Annotated in this window: 17 protein-coding genes; 8 read left to right on the top strand and 9 right to left on the bottom strand. The window is 72.1% G+C overall.

Features of this window, described 5'->3' with window-relative positions:
* Positions 1-191 precede the first annotated feature (191 nt).
* The 7 genes from P3T41_RS20005 (at position 192) to trxA (ending at position 10,657) form a co-directional block, all read left to right on the top strand.
* A complete protein-coding gene (locus P3T41_RS20005) occupies positions 192-2,600 on the top strand; it encodes a DUF6049 family protein (RefSeq protein WP_280691324.1) in 2,409 nt (802 codons plus the stop codon).
* 89 nt (positions 2,601-2,689) lie between these two features.
* Positions 2,690-5,080, top strand: a complete 2,391-nt coding sequence (gene murJ, locus P3T41_RS20000; protein WP_280691323.1) for a murein biosynthesis integral membrane protein MurJ — start codon at positions 2,690-2,692, stop codon at positions 5,078-5,080.
* Between the two features lie 205 nt (positions 5,081-5,285).
* The gene (locus tag P3T41_RS19995) at positions 5,286-7,256 is read left to right on the top strand and encodes a protein kinase family protein (RefSeq protein WP_280691322.1); all 1,971 of its coding nucleotides are present in this window, start codon (positions 5,286-5,288) and stop codon (positions 7,254-7,256) included.
* A gap of 80 nt (positions 7,257-7,336) precedes the next feature.
* Positions 7,337-8,164 (top strand): RNA polymerase sigma factor SigM, encoded by an 828-nt coding sequence (gene sigM / locus P3T41_RS19990; RefSeq protein WP_280691321.1) that lies wholly within the window; start codon positions 7,337-7,339, stop codon positions 8,162-8,164.
* The gene (locus P3T41_RS19985) at positions 8,161-9,087 is read left to right on the top strand and encodes a zf-HC2 domain-containing protein (protein ID WP_280691320.1); all 927 of its coding nucleotides are present in this window, start codon (positions 8,161-8,163) and stop codon (positions 9,085-9,087) included. Before sigM ends, P3T41_RS19985 begins: the two co-directional genes overlap by 4 nt.
* A 157-nt stretch (positions 9,088-9,244) precedes the next feature.
* Positions 9,245-10,216 (top strand): thioredoxin-disulfide reductase, encoded by a 972-nt coding sequence (gene trxB, locus P3T41_RS19980; protein ID WP_280691319.1) that lies wholly within the window; start codon positions 9,245-9,247, stop codon positions 10,214-10,216.
* A gap of 99 nt (positions 10,217-10,315) precedes the next feature.
* Positions 10,316-10,657, top strand: a complete 342-nt coding sequence (gene trxA / locus P3T41_RS19975) for a thioredoxin (RefSeq protein WP_280691318.1) — start codon at positions 10,316-10,318, stop codon at positions 10,655-10,657.
* A gap of 93 nt (positions 10,658-10,750) precedes the next feature.
* Here trxA and P3T41_RS19970 read toward each other — a convergent pair whose 3' ends face one another.
* From P3T41_RS19970 to rpmH, 9 genes are all read right to left on the bottom strand, one after another.
* Positions 10,751-11,368: a GNAT family N-acetyltransferase gene (locus P3T41_RS19970; RefSeq protein WP_280691317.1), complete on the bottom strand. Its 618-nt coding sequence runs from the start codon at positions 11,366-11,368 to the stop codon at positions 10,751-10,753.
* A 169-nt stretch (positions 11,369-11,537) separates the two neighbouring features.
* Positions 11,538-12,641: a ParB/RepB/Spo0J family partition protein gene (locus tag P3T41_RS19965; RefSeq protein ID WP_280691316.1), complete on the bottom strand. Its 1,104-nt coding sequence runs from the start codon at positions 12,639-12,641 to the stop codon at positions 11,538-11,540.
* Complete coding sequence (locus P3T41_RS19960; RefSeq protein ID WP_280691315.1) at positions 12,638-13,648, bottom strand: ParA family protein; 1,011 nt, start codon at positions 13,646-13,648, stop codon at positions 12,638-12,640. The genes P3T41_RS19965 and P3T41_RS19960 overlap by 4 nt, the downstream gene beginning before the upstream one ends.
* Positions 13,649-13,869: 221 nt before the next feature.
* Positions 13,870-14,625 (bottom strand): 16S rRNA (guanine(527)-N(7))-methyltransferase RsmG, encoded by a 756-nt coding sequence (gene rsmG, locus P3T41_RS19955; protein WP_280691314.1) that lies wholly within the window; start codon positions 14,623-14,625, stop codon positions 13,870-13,872.
* 170 nt (positions 14,626-14,795) lie between these two features.
* The gene (locus P3T41_RS19950) at positions 14,796-15,335 is read right to left on the bottom strand and encodes a R3H domain-containing nucleic acid-binding protein (RefSeq protein ID WP_280691313.1); all 540 of its coding nucleotides are present in this window, start codon (positions 15,333-15,335) and stop codon (positions 14,796-14,798) included.
* 72 nt (positions 15,336-15,407) lie between these two features.
* Positions 15,408-16,583, bottom strand: a complete 1,176-nt coding sequence (gene yidC, locus P3T41_RS19945) for a membrane protein insertase YidC (protein WP_280691312.1) — start codon at positions 16,581-16,583, stop codon at positions 15,408-15,410.
* A gap of 3 nt (positions 16,584-16,586) precedes the next feature.
* On the bottom strand, positions 16,587-16,988 hold the full coding sequence (gene yidD / locus P3T41_RS19940) for a membrane protein insertion efficiency factor YidD (RefSeq protein WP_280691311.1): 402 nt from the start codon (positions 16,986-16,988) through the stop codon (positions 16,587-16,589).
* On the bottom strand, positions 16,985-17,410 hold the full coding sequence (gene rnpA / locus P3T41_RS19935) for a ribonuclease P protein component (protein ID WP_280691310.1): 426 nt from the start codon (positions 17,408-17,410) through the stop codon (positions 16,985-16,987). Before rnpA ends, yidD begins: the two co-directional genes overlap by 4 nt.
* 19 nt (positions 17,411-17,429) lie before the next feature.
* Entirely contained in the window at positions 17,430-17,567 is a 138-nt protein-coding gene (gene rpmH / locus P3T41_RS19930; RefSeq protein WP_035799375.1) for a 50S ribosomal protein L34, read from the bottom strand.
* A 420-nt stretch (positions 17,568-17,987) separates the two neighbouring features.
* Here rpmH and dnaA point away from each other — a divergent pair, with 420 nt between their 5' ends.
* Entirely contained in the window at positions 17,988-20,012 is a 2,025-nt protein-coding gene (dnaA, locus tag P3T41_RS19925) for a chromosomal replication initiator protein DnaA (protein ID WP_280691309.1), read from the top strand.
* Positions 20,013-20,127: the final 115 nt, after the last annotated feature.

Genomic DNA, 20,127 nt, shown 5'->3' with positions numbered 1-20,127 from the left:
TTCCGGCCGCACGATGCGCCCCGCTGTCGGCCCCTGCTGCCCGGCCCGCAACACTGCGGACCGGGCAGCGTCGTTACCATGCCGGTGGGACCGATGGTCCGCAGCGGGCGCGAGCCCGCCGCCGCGTGTCGTCGCGGCAGCGCGGGCCGGGGCGATGACGACCGCGGATCAGGACGGCGAGGGCGAAGCGCGTGGGCGAGCCAGCACGGCACACCAAGGGTCAGGCCGACCCTGTCCCGCCCACCGGGCGGCTGACCCGGGCGCTGCGTTCCTCCGCCCTGCTCACCGGCGCGCTGGCGCTGCTGGGCACCACCGCCGTCGCGCCGGCCGTCGCCGCCGGTGGCACCAGGTCCGAGTTCGCCGCCCAGTCGCCCGATTTCCCGGTCACGGTCGCCATCTCCGCCGTGCAACAGCCCAACGCGGCCCCCGGCGACCCGCTGAACATCACCGGCACCCTCACCAACACCGGCACCAGCACGATCAAGGCGGCGCAGCTGGTCCTGGCGCTGGGCCAGAGCAGGCAGCAGCCGCTGCACCGCAGCTCGATCGCCGCGGTGACCACCCGGACCGACCCGAGCAGCAGCGACGGCTCGTCGCTGTCCGCTCCCGTGGCGAACGTGGGCGACCTGGCACCGGGCGCCAAGGTCCCGTTCACCCTGCCGCAGGTGGCGCAGAGCGACCTGAAGCTGACTCAGCTCGGCGCCTACGAGCTGGCGGTGGAGGTCGAGGCCGCGAACTCGGACGACCCGACCGCCACTCACCCGGTCGGCATCGGCCGCACCCTGCTGCCGTACTTCCCGAGCGGCAGCACGGACGCCAACCCCAGCCAGGTCGCCGCCCTCTGGCCGCTCACCCACGCCCCCGAGCTGGTCGCCCAGACCATGCCGGACGCGGACCAGACCTCGGTACTGCGCGACGACAGCCTGGCCACCGATCTGAAGCCGGACGGGCGGCTGGGCCAGCTGGTCGCCCTCGGCAAGAGCATCCCGTCGCTGACCTGGGTGATCGACCCGGACCTGCTGGACGCGGTGTTCGCGATGACCAAGCCGTACCGGGTCCAGCTGCCCGGCCAGGACCCCGGTACCCCGGCCCGGGACGACACCACCACCGCCGGCACCGGGCGAGCGGTCGCCACGCAGTGGTTGGCGGACCTGCGCGACGCCGTCACCAAGTCGGGCGACGAGGTGGTCGCGCTTCCCTACGGCGACCCCGACCTGGCCTCGATCGCGCACAACGGCGGCAATCTGCCCGCGCTGAACACCGCCCTCAGCAAGGCCCAGCAGGCCGGCCAGCTGACCGTCGAGGGCCGGCTCTCGGTGGACCCGCAGGACGACGTCGCCTGGCCCTACCAGGGCTACCTGGACCAGCAGACCGCCCAGGTCGCCCAGCAGTTGGGCGGCTCGCGGGTGGTGGTGAACGGCGCGAGCGTGACCGATCCACGCTCCCTGAACTACACCCCGAACGCGGCGCGACCGCTGCCGAACGGACAGACGGCGGTGGTCGCCGACAGCACCATCGCGGACCTGCTGCAGTCCTACAACCCGGGCGCTCCGGGGGCGAAGTCGGCGGCCGAGCAGCGGCTGCTCGCCGAGACCCTGGCGATCTCCCAGGAGCGGCCAACCACCTCGCGGACCCTGGTGGTGATGCCGCCGCGCGACCTGTCCGCCGACACCGCGCAGGTCCTCCAGGAGTCGCTGCTGAAGGCGCAGGGCCAGTGGATCCGGATGACGACGCTGGACCAGGTGACCAGCACCCCCGCCGAGTCGGCCACCGACGGCACCGTGATCGCCCCCGCCGACAACTACCCCGGTGCGTTGCGCGGCGGCGAACTGCCGGCCAGCGGCTTCAAGTCGGTCGCCGACACCCAGAACGAGGTGGACTCGCTGCTGCGGATCCTCACCCTCCAGAACCGGGTCAACGGCCCGTTCGGCGCCGCCATGCTCCGCTCGGTCTCCACCGCCTGGCGCGGCGCCGAGCCCACCGGCGGCACCTACCGCAACGACGTCCAGAGCTACCTGACCCAGCTGACCGGCGCGGTGTTCATCCCGAAGAAGAGCAGCAAGATCACGCTCGCGGGCAATGAGGGCATGATCCAGGTCAGTGTCCGCAACGAGCTCACGCAGTCGGTGACCAACCTGGAACTGCGGCTCACCTCGAGCCAGCCGACCCGACTGAACGTCAGCAAGCAGCAGGACATCGTGCTGAGCGCCGGCCAGAGCACCTCGCCCAAGTTCCTCGCCCAGGCCAAGGGCAACGGGCCGGTGCAGATGACCGCCCAGCTGTACACCACCGGCCCCGACGCGCAGCCGTTCGGGACCGAGGTGCAGTTCACCGTCGAGGTGACCCAGGTGACCAGCGGGGTGTGGTGGGTGGTCGGCGCCGGCGGCGCGCTGGTGCTGCTCGCCGGACTGCGGATCTTCCTGCAGCGCCGCAAGCGCAGTGGCGAGCCCGACGAGGATCCGGACGCACCGCTGACCGACCCGGACGCGCCCGAGGGCACCGACGGGGCCTCGACAGCGGACGGCGAGTCACCCTTGGGGACGAATCCGTCCGAACCGGACGAGCGGGCAACCGCTGAAGGGGCTGCGGCGCACCCTTAGCGCTCGGCGTCGAAAGCCGGATTCGGGTCTTCGGTGATGAGACAGTAGGTCTCGGCGAGACGGCCGGATCCGACCAGCGATGAGGTGGCATGACCGAGCGCAGCAAGGCGGTCCCCCCTGCCGGGCCGCAAGGGAAGGACTCGCGCAACGGCGACCAGCGCCCGGCGACGGCACCCAGCGGCGCGGCGGCCGACGAATCCGACTGGTACCTCGCCGAGACCTTCGCGCGTGACCCGTTCGCCGCCGATCCGTACGCCACCGGGGCCGGGCGCGGGCCGTACGACCAGGAGACCGACCCGGCGCCCGCCGCCACCGCCGCGGCCGGCTCCACCGAGGCCGATGGTCCTGCTCCTGCTCCTGCTCCTGCTCGGGATCAGAACGACACCGGCAACGCGCTGCCGCCGCAGCAGCGCGACCACGCCGAACCGCTGGACGAGCCGGTGGTCCCCATCTCCCGCTGGATCCGCCCGGCCGCCGCGACGGCTCCCGCGCTCGACCTGCCGACCGCCGAACCCGAGCCGGCCGGCGCCCCCGCCCGGCGCGGCTCGGGCGCCGTCGCCGAGGTGCCTGAGCGGCCGTTCCCGGTGATCGAGTTCGATCCGCCGCTGAGCGCCGAGGAGGTCGGCGTACGGTCCGGCCGGACCGCCGAGGCGACCGCGGTCCCGACCACCGACCCGGCCCCGCGCGACAAGCCGTCCCCGCGCGGCACGCCGGTCGCCGAGCCCGGCGGCCCGGACCGGCCCGATGGCCCCCTCGGCCCCACCGACCCCACCGACCCCGCGGACCAGGGCGGAGCGGACGGCCCGGCCGACCCCGACGGCCCCGCCGTCACCCGCGGCCGGGTCAGCGGCCTGCTGAACTCCAGCGCGATCATGGCGGCCGGCACCCTGGTCTCCCGGGCCACCGGCTTCCTGCGCACCATGGTGATCGCCGCCGCGATCGGCGTCGGCACCATGGGCGACTCCTACTCGGCCGCCAACACCCTGCCCACCCTGCTCTACATCCTGATCGGCGGCGGCGCGCTGAACGCCGTCTTCGTCCCGCAGCTGGTGCGCAGCATGAAGCAGGACGAGGACGGCGGCACCGCCTACGCCAACCGCCTGCTCACCCTGGTGATGACCGGCCTGGCCGGCGTGGTCTTCGTGGCCGTGCTGGCCGCCCCGCTCCTGGTCCAGCTGATCTCGCACTCGCTGATGAGCACGACGACCGGCGCCGACACCACGGTGGCGCTGGCGCGCTACTGCCTGCCGACCATCTTCTTCATGGGCGTGCACGTGGTGATGGGGCAGATCCTCAACGCGCGCGGTCGGTTCGGCGCCATGATGTGGACCCCGGTGCTCAACAACGTCGTGGTGATCTTCACCTTCGCGATGTACCTGTGGGTCTTCGGCACCTTCCAGCACAGCCGGGTCACCCCCGCGAGCGTCAGCCCCGAAGGCCTGCGGCTGCTCGGTGTCGGCACCCTGCTGGGCCTGGCCGTCCAGGCGCTGGCGATGATCCCGTACCTGCGGGCCGCCGACTTCCGTTTCCGGCCGCGCTTCGACTGGCGCGGGCACGGGCTGGGCAAGGCCGCCCGGCTGGCCAAGTGGACCTTCCTGTTCGTGCTGGCCAACCAGGCCGGCTACCTGGTGGTCACTCAGCTGGCGACCGCCGCCGGCGGCAAGGCCGCCACGGCCGGCTACCTCGGCGTGGGCCTCGCCGCCTACTCCAACGCGCTGCTGATCTGGCAGCTGCCGATGGCGGTGATCACCGTCTCGGTGATGAGCGCGGTGCTGCCCCGGCTCTCCCGCGCGGCCGCCGACGGCGACGCCGCCGCGGTGCGCGACGACCTCTCCTACGGGCTGCGCACCTCGGCGGTGGCGATCGTCCCCGCCGCCTTCCTCTTCCTCGCCCTGGGCCCGCAGATCGGCGGCGCGATCTACGGCCTGGGCAACGGCGGCAGCGCCGCGCACGGCACCACCGCGGTCGGCTTCATGCTCTCCGCGTTCGCCCTCGGCCTGATCCCCTACTCGGTCCAGTACGTGCTGCTGCGCGGCTTCTACGCCTACGAGGACACCCGCACCCCGTTCTCCAACACCGTCTGGGTCGCCGCCGCCCAGGCCGCCGCCGCGCTGCTCTGCTTCCTGCTGCTGCCGGCCCAGTGGGCGGTCACCGGGATGGCGCTCGGCTACGGCGCCTCCTACCTGGTGGGCGTGGCGGTCGCGCTGCCCAAGCTCAAGCTGCGGATCGGCGGCCTGGACACGGCACGGATCGCCAAGACCTACGCCCGCCTGGCGATCGCCTGCCTGCCGGCCGCGCTGGTCGGGTTCCTGCTCGCGCTGGTGCTCGGCGAGCTGCTGGACGGCTGGCTGGGCAGCGTGCTCGCGGTGCTGGTCGCCGGAGCGGCCCAGCTGGCCGTCTTCCTCACGCTGGCCCGACGGATGCGGATCGAGGAACTCAACGCGATGATCGGCATGGTCCGTACCCGACTGGGCCGCTGATCGCAGATCAGTTTGTCTACCTACCGAACGCTTCCGGCCCGGGCGGAACCGGATGGCCCCGTCCGTGGTCGTACTCGGGTGGCAAGAGTGGGCACAATTGTGTCGAACTACTTGGTCTGCAGACCCGGGTCGTCGCCTGGCCGCCCCCTGAAGGGCGAGTCGGCGGGGATCCGCACCGGGCGCTACAAGGGGAGGCAGGACGACGGTGGCTGATCGCACCAAGGATCACACCAAGGCAGTCGTCGAACGTTCGACCGCCGAGGACGCGGTCGAGACCCCGAGCGAGGTGTCCGGCGAGATCACCGCGCCGCTCTCCGCCGCCGAGATCGCCGCCGAGCTGGCCGATCGCGCCGCCGGGGCCCCGGGCGACCCCGACGCCGAGCTGGCCGCAACCCAGGCCCTGCCGGCGCTCGCCACGGCCGCACCGGCCGCCGGACGGTCCCCCGACGACGCCCCGAGCGACGCCGAGGCCGAAGCCGACGACGAAGCAGCCGACGAGGCTGACACCGACCCGGCGGCGGACCCGGAGAGCGCCGCCGGCGACGACCAGCACGAGGCCGCGGACGAGGACGAGGACCCCGACGGCGACGCGCTGCCCGAGCGGCTGCCGGTCCCGGAGCGGCACAGCGGCGACCGGATCGCCGACCGCTACCGGCTGGAGGAGTGCATCTCCCACTCGGACGTGTTCAGCAGCTGGCGCGCGGTGGACGAGAAGCTGCGCCGCGCCGTGGGCGTCCACCTGCTCGCGGCGGGCAACCGGCGGGCCGAGAAGGTGCTGGCCGCCGCCCGCTCCGCCGCGCTCCTCGGCGACCCGCGCTTCGTGCAGGTGCTGGACGCCGTCCAGGAGGGCGAGCTGGTCTACGTGATCCGGGAGTGGCTGCCGGACGCCACCGACCTGGCCACCCTGCTCGGCCCGGGCCCGATGACGCCCTACGACGCCTACCAGATGGCCCGTCAGGTCACCGATGCGATCGCCGCCGCCCACCAGGGCGGCCGCTCCCACCTTCGGCTGACCCCGCGCTGCGTGCTGCGCACCGACACCGGCCAGTACCGGATCAACGGGGTGGCCGTCGACGCGGCGGTGCGCGGACTGCCCGAGCAGGACGCCGAACTGACGGACACCCGGGCGATCGGCACTCTGCTGTACGCCGCGCTGACCCACCGCTGGCCGGATCCGGAGGGCCGCTACGACCTGGCAGGCGTGCCCGAGGGGGACAGCCTGACCCCGCCGGCCCAGCTGCGGGCCGACGTCCACCAGGGCCTGGCCGACCTCGCGGTGCGCGCCCTGGGCGACCAGCGGGCGCCGATCACCTCGCCGGCCGCGCTGGCCAAGGAGATCTCGCTGCTGCCGCGGATCCGCCAGCCCGAGTCGGCGCCGGGCACCCTGGACCGCGCCACCCCCCGCTACCCGGCACCGGGTCAGGGCAGTCCCCGCACCCAGACGCTGCGCCCGGTCCCGCCCGGCGGCCACCGCCCCGGCCCGGGGCCGGCATCCGCCCCTGGCCCGGTCCAGCCCAGGCCGGTCCAGCCGGGGCCCGCGCCGCGCCCGCGCCCGCGCCGCCGGGCCAGGCGGGTGCTGAACTGGACGGTCTCGGTGCTGCTGCTGGCCGCCATCGGTTACGGCTCCTGGGAGTTGGCCGGTCAGCTCGGCAAGAGCGGCGACAGGCAGGCCCTCGGCGGCTCCGGCCTCGGCAGCACGCCCTCGGTCAGCGCCTCCGCCACGGCCGGCCCCACCCCGTTGGCGATCAGCACCATTCAGTCCTTCAACCCGTCCGGCACCGGCCCGATGCACCCCAACCTGATCTCCCAGATCAACAGCGGCAACCCCGACAACGCCTGGCAGACCGACGGTTACTTCCAGGACCTGACCACCCTCGGCCACGGCACCGGCCTGCTGGTCGACCTCGGCACGGCCAAGCCGGTCCGCTCGGTCGAGGTCCAGTTCATCGGCAGCACCACCGCCGAACTACGAGTTCCCACCGCCACCGGCGCCAACCCGCCGACCCAGCTCGGCGACTTCGGCCAGCCGCTGGCCACCGCCACCGGCGAGGACGCGCAGTTCCGGCTGAGTTCCCCGGTCAACTCCCGCTACCTCTTGATCTGGCTGACCAGCCTCCCCAAGGATGGGAGCGGCAGTTACCGCGGCCAGGTGACCACGATCAAGGTCACCGGCTGACCCCAGCAGCAGGCCGTCACGCGGCACGGCTGCCGGGAGCACCAGCCGACCGCACCAAGCGGCACCCGAGGGGCAGGCAGATGGCAGGACCGGCACGACCAGAGCCACCCGGGGCTCACCAAGCCCTCACGTCCGACCTCGACGAGGCGAGCGACGCCGAGTTGCTGGCCCGGCACGTGGCCGGCGACCAAGCCGCCTTCGGCCTGCTGGTGCGGCGCCACCGGGACCGCCTCTGGGCGCTCGCCGTGCGCACCCTGAGCGACCGGGAGGAGGCCGCCGACGCGCTGCAGGACGCGCTGGTCTCGGCCCTGCGCGCCGCACACACCTTCCAGGGCCGCGCGGCCGTCACCACCTGGCTGCACCGGATCGTGGTCAACGCCTGCCTGGACCGGGCCCGGCGGGCCGGCAGCAGGCGGGCCGGCTCGCTGGACGAGGAGCCGGGCCGGCTCGACTCCCTGGTCCCCGCCGCCGAGCCCGCCGAGGCCCTGGTGCTCCGCCAGGAGCTGCGCCGCGAACTCGGCGCCGCGCTGGCCGGACTGCCGGCCGATCAGCGGGCCGCGCTGGTGCTGGTCGACATGCAGGGCTACCCGGTCGCCGAGGCCGCCGAGCTGCTGGGCGTCCCGGTCGGCACCGTGAAGAGCCGCTGTGCCCGCGGCCGGGCCCGGCTGCTGCCCCTGGTCCGCCACCTGCGTCCGCAGGACCGCGGCGACCACGTTTCACGTGAAACACAGCCACGTGAAACACAGCCACGTGAAGCAGCACCACGCGAAGCACCGCCGGACGTTTCACGTGAAACATCACCCGGCCCGAGACCGGGGAACCCATCGGGCGCCGGTTCCGTCCCATCCCAGGGCTCCGGCATCCCCACCCAAGATCCGAGCCTGGAAGGAGACGCGACGCCCCGATGACGAACCAGACACCCGAACCCGTCGAGTCGGCGCCGCCCGCGTCCCATCCCACCGTCGACCAGCTCGCCGATCTGCAGGAGGAGCTGCTCGCCGCCACCGAGGCCGCGGAACTGCGCGAGCACCTGTCCCGCTGCCCCGACTGTGCGGACACGCTGGCGGCCCTGGCCGAGCTGACCGAGCTGCTCGCCGAGGACGAGCCACCGGCGATGCCAGCGGATGTCGCGCGACGGATCGACGCCGCACTGGCCGCTGCACTCGCCGAGCCCGCCACCGCCCGCACCACCGCCGGCACCGCCCGCACCGCCGCCACCGCCGCGCCCCAGCGTCCGGCGGAGTCCGTCGCACCGCCGCGCCGCGCCGACCGGAGCACCGGCCCCGGCCGATCCCGCCAGCGCCGCCGCGGCGCGCTGCTGGCCGCCGCCGTCGCCTGCCTCGCGGTGTTCAGCCTCGGCACCGTCGTTGTGGTCTCCGGCCTCGGCGACGACGCGCACCAGGCGGCCGGCTCCGCCGCCGTGGGCGCCCAGCAGGGCAAGCCCGACACCGCCATGCCCGCCACGCCCAGCGGCAGCCCGGGCGGCCCCGCGTTCACGGCCGCCGGCCTGCCCAAGCAGCTCCGGCAACTGCTACCCACCTCCCCCAGCGGCCACAGCTCGCTGCCGCACGCCAGCAGCGAGCAGGAGAACCCCACCCCGAATGCCGCGCCAGCCAAGTTGCCCAGCTGCGTCCAGGGCGCCGTCGCCGGCCACCGTGACGAGCAGCCGCTGCTCGTCACGCACGGCAGCTTCCAGTCCGCCCCGGTGGACGTCTACGTCTTCCGGGTCAGCGGGAGTTCGACCGCGCTGGACGTCTTCCTGCTCACCCCCGGCTGCGCGGACGGCACCCCGGCCGGCGTCCTGCTGCACGAGGAGGTCCCGGCCTCCTGACCAGCCTGCGACTGTGCGCCGCACCCATCCATTGGGTGGGCCCTGGTAGGCCACGCCCTGGGAATGCGCCAGACTGGTCAGTCGTTGTCCCGGGCGGCGGAGCAGGACCGCCACCCTGCCCGCCTGGCGCGGGTCGCGATGCGAACCAGGAGATTCAGTGAGTGACGTCCGTAACGTGATCATCATCGGTTCCGGCCCCGCCGGCTACACAGCGGCTCTCTACACCGCACGGGCCTCTCTCAAGCCTCTGGTCTTCGAGGGCGCGGTCACGGCGGGCGGTGCCCTGATGAACACCACCGAGGTGGAGAACTTCCCCGGGTTCCGGGACGGCATCATGGGCCCCGAGCTGATGGACAACATGCGCGCCCAGGCCGAGCGCTTCGGCGCCGAGCTGGTCCCGGACGACATCGTCGCGGTCGACCTCACCGGCGACATCAAGACCGTCACCGACTCCGAGGGCACCGTCCACCGGGCCCACGCCGTGATCGTCACCACCGGCTCCCAGCACCGCAAGCTCGGCCTGCCCCGCGAGGACGCGCTCTCCGGCCGCGGCGTCTCCTGGTGCGCGACCTGCGACGGCTTCTTCTTCCGGGACCAGGACATCGCGGTGGTCGGCGGCGGGGACACCGCTCTGGAGGAGGCCACCTTCCTCTCCCGCTTCGCCAAGAGCGTCACCGTCGTGCACCGCCGCGGCGAGCTGCGCGCCTCCAAGGCGATGCAGGAGCGCGCCTTCGCCGACCCGAAGATCAGCTTCGCCTGGGACAGCGCGGTCGAGGCCATCCACGGCGACCCGAAGCTCACCCACGTCACCCTGCGCGACACGACCACCGGCGAGCTGCGCGAGCTGCCGGTCACCGGTCTCTTCATCGCGATCGGCCACGACCCGCGCACCGAGCTCTTCACCGGTCAGCTGGAGCTGGACGCCGAGGGCTACCTCAAGGTGGACGCCCCCACCACCCGCACCAACATCCCCGGTGTCTTCGGCGCCGGCGACGTGGTCGACCACAGCTACCGCCAGGCAATCACCGCCGCCGGCACCGGCTGCTCCGCCGCGCTCGACGCCGAGCGCTACCTCGCCCACCTGGCCCACGCGGCCGAGCAGGAGGCCAAGGCCGCCGTCGCGGTCTGAAGCCGTCCTGGGAGGCGGTGAAACAGAATCCGCCTCCCTGTTGTTGTCATGCCTGAACCCCACCGAGCAGCACCCCGAAACGCGACCCTAGGAGTCCCCGTGGCCGGCGCCACCAAGACCGTGACCGACGCGACCTTCGACAGCGAGGTCCTGAAGAGCGACAAGCCCGTCCTGGTCGACTTCTGGGCCGAGTGGTGCGGCCCCTGCAAGATGGTGGCCCCCATCCTGGAGACCATCGCCGACGAGTACGGCGACCAGCTGACCGTCGCCAAGATCGACGTCGACAGCAACCAGGCCGTCGCCGCGCAGTACGGCGTCATCTCCATCCCGACGCTGAACGTCTACGTCAACGGCGAGGTCGTGAAGAGCATCGTCGGTGCCAAGCCGAAGGCCGCGCTGCTGCGCGACCTCGAGGGCATCATCACGGTCAACAAGGCCTGAGCCGCCAGTGGCGGCAGAGCGAAGGGGCGGGCCCACGCGGGCCCGCCCCTTCGTCGTACCGTCGGTCGCCGCCCGCCCCCGGCCGACGGCGGATCAGAACGGGCGCAGTGCCGGCTCCTTGCGCCCCGCACCGAGCAGCCGCTCCAGTGCCCCCTCCGCACCGCCCTTCCAGGAGAGCGTGGCGCGCGCCTCCAGCCGCAGCCGCGGGAAGCGATGGTGCGGCCGGACCGTCTTGAACCCCACCGCGAGCAGGTGCTCGGCCGGCAGCAGGCAGCTCGACTGCGCCCCGCCCGCCGCCCCGAAGGCCTCGATCGCCCGGAACCCGCGCCCCAGTAGGTCCTTGGCCACCTGCTGCACCAGTACCCGTCCGATGCCCTGCCCCTGAAAGCCCGGCAGCACCCGACTGATCATCAGCTGGACGGCATCCGGAGAGACCGGACTGGTCGGGAAGGACTGCGAGCGCGGCACGTAGGCCGGCGGCGCGTAGAGCACGAACCCGGCCGGCTCCTGGTCCACATAGACCAGCCGTCCGCAGGACCCCCACTCCAGCAGCACCGCGGAGATCCACCCCTCCTTCTCCGCCTCCGCCTTGCCCCCGTCGACCGCCTGCCGACCGCTCACCGGATCGAGCTCCCAGAAGACGCAGGAGCGGCAGGGCGCGGGCAGGTCCGCCAGGTTGTCCAAAGTCAGCGGAACGATCCTGCGACCCATGCGGCACACCTCCTTGTTCGGTTCCTCCCCCTGGGGCTGCCATCAACCGGCACCCACCCGGCCCCGGCCCCCCAAGGACCCGTACAGACGCCGGTGGGTGCACGTTTCACGTGAAACACAGCCACCGTGAAACGTGCACCCACCGGTCCAGCGACATCCGAACGCCGACTCAGCTCTGCGAGAGCCGCAGCCCGTCCTCCCCCGGTGCCAGGCTGTCCAGGATCCGGTTGAGATCCTCCACCGAGGCGAACTCCAGCACCACCTTGCCCTTGCCGAGCTTGCCGTTGCGCTGGGAGACCTCCACCTTCACCCGGGTCTCGAAGCGGTCCGAGAGCCGGCCGGCCAGGTCGTTGAAGGCCGGCGAGAGCAACTTGCCCGCCTTGGGAGCCGCCGGACGCGGCTTCTCCTCGTGGTCCAGCAGTGCCACGATCTCCTCGGTGCTGCGCACCGAGAGGCCCTCGGCGACGATCCGCCGGGCCAGCTCGTCCTGCCGCTCGCCGTCCAGCACCCCGAGCAGCGCCCGGGCGTGGCCCGCGGTCAGCACCCCGGCCGCCACCCGCCGCTGCACCGCGGAGGAGAGCTTGAGCAGCCGGATCGTGTTGGAGACATGCGAGCGCGAGCGACCGATCCGATCCGCCAGCTCGTCATGGGTGCAGCCGAAGTCCCGCAGCAGCTGGTCGTAGGCGGCCGCCTCCTCCAGCGGGTTCAGCTCGGCCCGGTGCAGGTTCTCCAGCAGCGCGTCCAGCAGCAGCTTGTCGTCCCCGGTGGCCCGCACGATCGCCGGGATCTGCTCCAGCCCGGCCTCGCGGGAGGCCCGCCAGCGCCGCTCGCCCATGATCAGCTCATAGCGCTCCGGAGCGACCTGACGCACCACCACCGGCTGCAGCAGGCCCACCTCCTTGATCGAGGCGACCAGCTCGGCCAGCTTGTCCTCGTCGAACACCTCTCGCGGCTGGCGCGGGTTGGGCGTGATCACGTCCAGCGGCAGCTCGGCGAACCGCGCCCCGTCCACCGGCACCAGCTCCACCGAGGCCGGAGCCTGCACCGCCTCCAGCCGAACGCTCCCCGCCGCCCTGGCCGCCACCGTGCCGCGCCCCGAGGGCAGCACCGGCACCGCGCTGGGCGACGCCGCGCCGATCGCCGGCACCGCCTGGGCGGCGGGCACCGCCGACCGCTCCGGCGCGGTCGGCTCCGCGACCCCGGCGGGCGCCGGCGAACCGGCCGCCGGGATCAGCGCGCTCAGCCCCTTGCCCAGACCCCTGCGACCACTCACCGATTGCCCTCCATCGTGCTGTGCTGTGCCATCGGCGTCGCCTGCGCGCCGATCGTGTGCCGGTTGTGTCCCACCGCGCCGAGCGCCTCGGCGGCCGCCTGCTCCACGGCGGTGGGCGGTGCGTCCAGACCGACCGCGCGCATCGCCAGTTCCCGGGCCGCCTCCAGGTAGGAGAGCGCACCGGTGGAGCCCGGGTCGTAGGTGAGCACCGTCTGCCCGTAGCTGGGGGCCTCGGAGATCCGCACCGAACGCGGGATCGCGGTGCGCAGCACCTCGGTGGTGAAGTGGTTGCGGACCTCCTCGGCGACCTGTGCGGCCAGCCTGGTCCGGGCGTCGTACATGGTGAGCAAGATCGTCGAGACGTGCAGCGCCGGGTTCAGGTGGGCCCGCACCAGCTCGACGTTGCGCAGCAGCTGCCCCAGCCCCTCCAGCGCGTAGTACTCGCACTGGATCGGGATCAGCACCTCCTGGCCGGCCACCAGGGCGTTGACCGTCAGCAGACCCAGCGAGGGCGGACAGTCGATCAGGATGTAGTCCAGCGGCTGCTCATAGGCCGCGATCGCCCGCTGCAACCGGCTCTCCCGGGCGACCAGCGAGACCAGTTCGATCTCCGCACCGGCCAGGTCGATGGTGGCCGGCACGCAGAACAGGCCCTCCACGTCCACTACCGGCTGCACCACATCGGCCAGCGGCTTGCCCTCCACCAGCACGTCGTAGATCGACGGCACCTCGGCGTGGTGGTCGATGCCCAGCGCGGTGGAGGCGTTGCCCTGCGGATCGAGGTCGATCACCAGCACCCGCAGCCCGTGCATGGCCAGCGAGGCGGCCATGTTGACGGTGCTGGTGGTCTTCCCCACCCCGCCCTTCTGGTTGGCCACCACGATCACGCGAGTCGCCGGCGGCCTGGGCAAACCCTCGCCTGCCCGCCCCAGTGCCTGGACGGCGGCCTGCGCCGCCCGTGCGATAGGGGTGTCATCGATCTGGTCGATGGTCTCCGAGTCCTGCATGGGGCCCAGTGTTTCACGTGAAACCGGAGCGGCAACAGTCTCCGCCCGACCACGGCCGAGCCCGCGGCGCAGCCGCAGGTCGAGAACTACGGGAAGCAGCGAGCGACGTTTCACGTGAAACACCTTGCCCGCATTGTCGGAAATCTGACGGTGCGACACTCCGAGAACGCAAGCGGCCCCGGGAGCGCACAGCGCTCCCGGGGCCCGCTGGACCGCGCCGATCAGCGCCGGCGGCGCCCGGTGCCGCGCGCCTCGGCCCGACCCGCCCGGGCCGCCTTGGCCCGCCGGGTCGCCGCCTTCACCCCGCCGGGGCTCTCCCCGACCTTCACCTGGACCACGCGGGTGGCCGCCCCGAGCGCGCTCTCGCCCACCGGGATCACCGACCACTCCACGGCGCCCAGCTTGGTCAGCGCGGAGCGCGAGTCGGCGAGCTCCTGCTCCGCGGTGTCCCCCTTCAGTGCCAGCATCTGCCCGTACGGCCGCAGCAGCGGCAGCCCCCAGCCCGCGAGCCGGTCCAACGGCGCCACCGCCCGCGCCGTGACGATGTCCACCGAGACCTTCCCGATCATCTCCTCGGCCCGCCCCCGCAGCACCGTGACGTTCTCCAGCCCCAGCTCCCGCACCACCTCCTCCAGGAAGGTGGTGCGCCGCAGCAGCGGCTCCAGCAGCGTCACCGAGACGTCCGGACGCACCAGCGCCACCGGGATCCCCGGCAGTCCGGCACCCGAGCCCACGTCGCAGAGCGTCGCACCAGCCGGCAGCAACTCGGCGAGCACCGCGCAGTTCAGCACATGGCGATCCCAGAGCCGGGGCACCTCCCGCGGCCCGATCAGCCCGCGCTGCACCCCCGCCGACGCCAGCAGCTCCGCATAGCGCTGCGCCGCGGGGAACCGCTCACCGAAGATCTCCCGTGCCTGTGGCGGAGCCTCAGCCAGCCCCTGGGGCGCACCGTCGGCCGCCGAACTCTCCGTCGCCATCTCAGCCTCTCCGCTCACCGATTCCACCGACCCCCGCACACCACCGTTTCACGTGAAACGTCTGCTCCGAGGGAACGCCACTGCCCCGAGGAACGTCGACCCCGTCCGCACAAGCATGTGCGAACGGGGTCGACGAGGGACGCTTTCTTGGACCTCAGTCCGCCAGGACCTCAGCCCGCCAGGACGACGACACAGCGCTGCGGCTCCTCGCCCTCCGACTCGCTGCGCAGGCCCGCCGCCGCCACCGCGTCGTGGACCACCTTGCGCTCGAACGGCGTCATCGGCCGCAGCTTCACCGCTTCACCGGTGCGCTTGGCCTGCTCCGCGGCCTTCGCGCCCAGCTCCGCCAGCTCGGAACGCTTGCGCGCCCGGAAGCCCGCGATGTCCAGCATCAACCGGCTGCGCTCCCCGGTCTCCCGGTGCACCGCCAGCCGGGTCAGCTCCTGGAGCGCCTCCAGGACCTCCCCGTCCTGACCCACCAGCCGCTGCAGGCTGCGGTCGTCGCCGTCGCCGACGATGGACACCAGGGCCCGGTCGCCCTCCACGTCCATGTCGATGTCGCCGTCCAGGTCGGCGATGTCCAGCAGGCCTTCCAGGTAGTCGGCCGCGATCTCGCCCTCCTGCTCCAGGCGAGCGACCAGGGTGTCCGCCGACTCCTGCGCCGCAGCGCCCGATCCGGCTTCGACGGCGGAGGTGGTGCCTTCCGTCACGGGAGGGACTCCTTCAAAGACAGGGCCCACGGTTACGGGCCGAAATCGAGGGTCAGAGAGTGGGGCGCCGGCTCAGGACTTCTTCTTGGGCCGCTGACCGCCGCCCTGCTGCGGACCACGCTTGGCGCTCCCGCCACCCTGCTTGGCGGCCGGCCGCTTGGCCCCGCCCGAGGCCTGCGCCTTGCCCGCGCCCTGCGCGCTGGGCACCGCGTCCTCCTGCACCGGTACGGCTTCCTGCGGGGCGTCCTCCTTGGCCTCCTCGGCCTTCACCGGAGCGCCGTGCACGTGCTGCCGCTGCGCCTTGGTCTGCCGGCGCGGCTGCTGGCGGCGCACCTGCACCGACTCGGTGAGGGCCACCGCCGCCTGCTGCTGCGCGGCCGCCGTCTTGCCACCGCCGAAGAGGCCGAACAGGCCGGTGCCCTTGATGACCGTGCCGTCCGGGTTGAGCCGGCCGGCCGCCTTGAGCCGCGCCTGGCGCTCGTCCCAGGCCTGGCTGCCCGGCGTCGGGTTGTTGCGGATCACGATCAGCTGCTGGCCCATCGACCAGACGTTGGTGGTCAGCCAGTAGACCAGCACACCGACGGGGAAGTTGATGCCCATCACGGCGAACATCACCGGGAAGACGTACATCAGCATCTTCTGCTGCTGCATGAACGGCGTCTTCACCGAGAGGTCGATGTTCTTGGTCATCAGCTGGCGCTGAGTGATGAACTGCGACGCCGACATCATCAAGATCATCACTGCGGTGACGACCTTGACGCTCGTCTGCGAGCTGTTGACGAAGGTCGCCGAGAGCGGGGCGCCGAAGATGTGTGCCTGGTGGGCGCTGGCGAGCACGTCGCCCTTGATGACACCGATCGGCTGGTTGTGCGCGACCTTGCTCAGCACCCCGTACAGGGCGGTGAAGAACGGCATCTGCACCAGGATCGGGAGGCAGCTCGAGAAGGGGTTGGTGCCCGCCTCCTTGTAGAGCTTCATCATCTCTTCGGACTGGCGCTGCCGGTCGTTCTTGTAGCGCTCCTGGATGGCCTTCATCTTCGGCTGGATCGCCTGCATGGCCCGGGTCGACTTGATCTGCTTCACGAAGAGCGGGATCAGGCAGATCCGGATCACCACCACCATCGAGGCGATGGCCAGGCCCCAGGCCCAGCCGCCGTTGGGGGTGAAGATGTGGCTGTAGAGCGAGTGGAACTGGACGATGATCCAGGACACCGCGGTGTAGAGAGGGTTCAGGAAGGACCAGGTCACCGGTCAGACTCCTTGGGCTTTGGGCTTGGTCGTCAGGCTTGCGGACATCGGGCCTACCGACGTCTGACCAGCAGCCGTCGAGCCTGTGGTGACCGGGGCGTGGGCCGCGGAGCCAGCCGGCTCCGGACTCGCGGCGCTACCGGTCCTTGACTGCACCAGGGCACGCAGGCGCTGGTGCCAAACGGGACGCTTGCGCGGCGGCACGTGGTCCACCCCACCGGGCGACCAGGGATTGCATCGCAGGATCCGCCAGGCGGTCAGCACACTGCCTTTCACCGCACCGTGCGTCCGCACCGCCTCGTAGCCATAGTGCGAGCACGAGGGGTAGTAACGGCAGACCGGTCCGAGCAGCGGACTGATCGTCCACTGGTAGAGCCTGATCAGTCCCATCAGCAGGTACTTCATCGCCCTGATCCTGTTGCCGGAGAGGCCGGATCCGTCCGGAGCAACCGCTTCAGCGCCGCGTCCAGGTCATGTGCAAGATCCAGGTACGAGGCCGAAGCTGCCGGGGGCAGCGCCCGTACCACTATCAGGCTACCTGCGGGCAACCGGCCCAGACGCTCCCGGACCAAGTGACGCAGGCGACGCTTCACCAGATTGCGCACCACGGCAGGACCAACCGCCTTGCTCACGACGAAACCCGCACGCACCGAGGGAGTCCCCTCGGCGACGTGCGGGTGGGAGTCGCTGTACCCGCCGGCCTGCCCAGCCTGGTCGTCCTCTCGTCTGAGATGGACGACCAGCAGGGGCCGGCCGGCTCGGCGGCCGCGTTTCACCGCGATCGCGAAGTCCTGGCGCCGCCGCAGCCGATTCTCGGAGGGCAGCACTGCAGACCCTTTGCGCGGATCAGGCGGAGATGTTGGTGCGGCCCTTGGCGCGGCGGGTCGCCAGGATGGCGCGGCCGGCGCGGGTACGCATCCGCAGCCGGAAGCCGTGGGTCTTGGCGCGACGACGGTTGTTCGGCTGGAAGGTGCGCTTGCTCACTCGGGGGCTCCTGGGGTGAATCGTAGGGTGACGAATTGCAGCTTGGCCGTCACCGTGCGGCCGCGTGATCTCCCCCTCATACCTGGGAAATCCGACCTGAATCCCCAGGTCTGCTGGGGTCCAGGCAATCCACGGCGCCCGTGCTGCGCGCCTTCTGGAAGCGGGGCGGACCCGCGGACATGCGGCAGCGGCCATCGACAACTCGACCTGGTTACGGTACGCGGGACGGGACCCGGGGGTCAAACCGGCATCCCTACGGCAGGATGTTCACAGCCTGTGGACAACAACTTGAATCAGCTCTGCCCGCTGACTACCGTTGCAGGACTTGTCTGGTTTTGTTCATCCATCCGAACCAGCCCTGCCTTCCGATCCTGACCAGGACCACCCCCTGCCTCCAGGGGAACGAGAAAGCGTGCACCAGTGGCTGATGTCAACAGCGACCTCGTCCCGGCCTGGGCGAAGGTCGTCGAGCGGCTGGTCAACGACACCTCGGTGGGTGACAAGGACAAATTGTGGGTGCAGCGCACCCAGCCGATGTGGATGATGCATGACACCGCGCTGCTGGCCGCCCCCAACGAGTGGGCCAAGCAAGTGCTGGAAGGCCGGCTGCTGCCGCAGCTGACCGACGGGCTCAGCCAGCAGTTCGGCCGCCCGGTGCGGATTGCCGTGATGGTGGATGCCAACGCCATGCCGCCCACCCCAGTACCCACGACCCAGCCCACGACCCAGCCGGTGGCCGAGCCCGAGCCCGAGCCGGGCCCCGCCGAACCGCACCAGCCCCAGCAGCCCCAGCCCCAGCACCCGCAACAGCAGCACTCGCAGCAGCAGCCCGGCTGGCCCGGTGCGCCCCGCCCGTCGCACGACTACCCGGCCCCGGGCTACCGCGAGCAGGCCTACGAGAACGGCTACGCCTACCCCGAGCCCTCGTACGACGGCTACCAGGAGCAGCCCTACCCCCAGCAGCCGAACTACGGCGGCTACCCGGGCCAGAACTACCCCGCCGGGCCGCCGCAGCCCTACCAGGAACGCGGCTACCGCGACTGGGAGAGCCGCGAGAGCGAGAACCGGCCGCAGCCGACCGGCGGCCCCGGCCCCGGTGGCGAGCCGTCCCAGGGCGACCTGTTCGGCGGCGCCTACGACTCCACCGGCGAGGAGCCGCGCCAGCGCGGCGCGCGCCCCGGCCAGCCCGGGCGCCGCGACCTGCCGCCGCCGGCCATCCGCCCCGCCGCCCGGCCAGGACCCGGCCAGGACCTCCCGGGTCCGCCGGGTCAGCCGTCGGGCCACCGGCCCGGCGAGCTGGACCGCCCCGCGTCCCCGGCCCTGCCCGAGCGGGTCACCGACCGCACCCCGGTCCCTGGGGTGCCGGCCCCGCCCGGCGCGCCCTCGGCGGACAGCTCGCGCAAGGACGAGCCGGCCGCCCGGTTGAACCCGAAGTACCTCTTCGACACCTTCGTGATCGGCGCCAGCAACCGCTTCGCGCACGCCGCGGCGGTGGCGGTGGCCGAGGCGCCGGCCAAGGCCTACAACCCGCTCTTCATCTACGGCGAGTCCGGCCTCGGCAAGACCCACCTGCTGCATGCCATCGGCCACTACTCGCGCAGCCTCTTCCCCGGCACCCGGGTGCGGTACGTGAGCTCGGAGGAGTTCACCAACGAGTTCATCAACTCGATCCGGGACGGCAAGGCGGACGCGTTCCGCAAGCGCTACCGGGACATGGACATCCTGCTGGTCGACGACATCCAGTTCCTGGCGAGCAAGGAGTCGACCCAGGAGGAGTTCTTCCACACCTTCAACACCCTGCACAACGCGAACAAGCAGATCGTCCTCTCGTCGGACCGGCCGCCCAAGCAGCTGATCACCCTGGAGGACCGGCTTCGCAACCGCTTCGAGTGGGGGCTGATCACCGACGTCACCCCGCCCGAGCTGGAGACCCGGATCGCAATCCTGCGCAAGAAGGCGATCCAGGAGCGGCTCAACGCCCCGGCCGACGTGCTGGAGTTCATCGCTTCCCGGATCACCCGGAACATCCGGGAGCTGGAGGGCGCGCTGATCCGGGTGACCGCCTTCGCCAACCTCAACCGCTCGCCGGTCGACCTGGAGCTGGCCGGCATCGTCCTCAAGGACCTGATCCCGGGCGGCGACGAGGACGCGGGGCCGGAGATCACGGCGCAGGTCATCATGCAGCAGACGGCCGCCTATTTCGGGCTCACCGTGGAGGACCTCTGCGGGTCCTCGCGCAGCCGAGTGCTGGCGACGGCCCGTCAGATCGCCATGTACCTCTGCCGCGAGCTCACCGACCTCTCGCTGCCCAAGATCGGCGCCCAGTTCGGCGGCCGTGACCACACCACGGTGATGCACGCGGACCGCAAGATCCGCTCCCTGATGGCCGAGCGGCGCTCGCTCTACAACCAGGTCACCGAGCTGACCAACCGGATCAAGAGCTAGGCCTGGCAGGGCTTTTGAAGGGGGCTGCGACTCACCCGAGTCGCAGCCCCCTTCGTCGTCTCCGCAGTGGTGTGAACCTGGATCGGCCGGGGAAGGCTCCGGTCAGCTGACGATC

The organism is Kitasatospora sp. GAS204B, from assembly GCF_029892155.1.
Lineage (GTDB): Bacteria > Actinomycetota > Actinomycetes > Streptomycetales > Streptomycetaceae > Kitasatospora.
The sequence above is the reverse complement of the archived record's forward strand: the minus strand, read 5'-3'. Positions and strand labels throughout refer to the sequence as shown.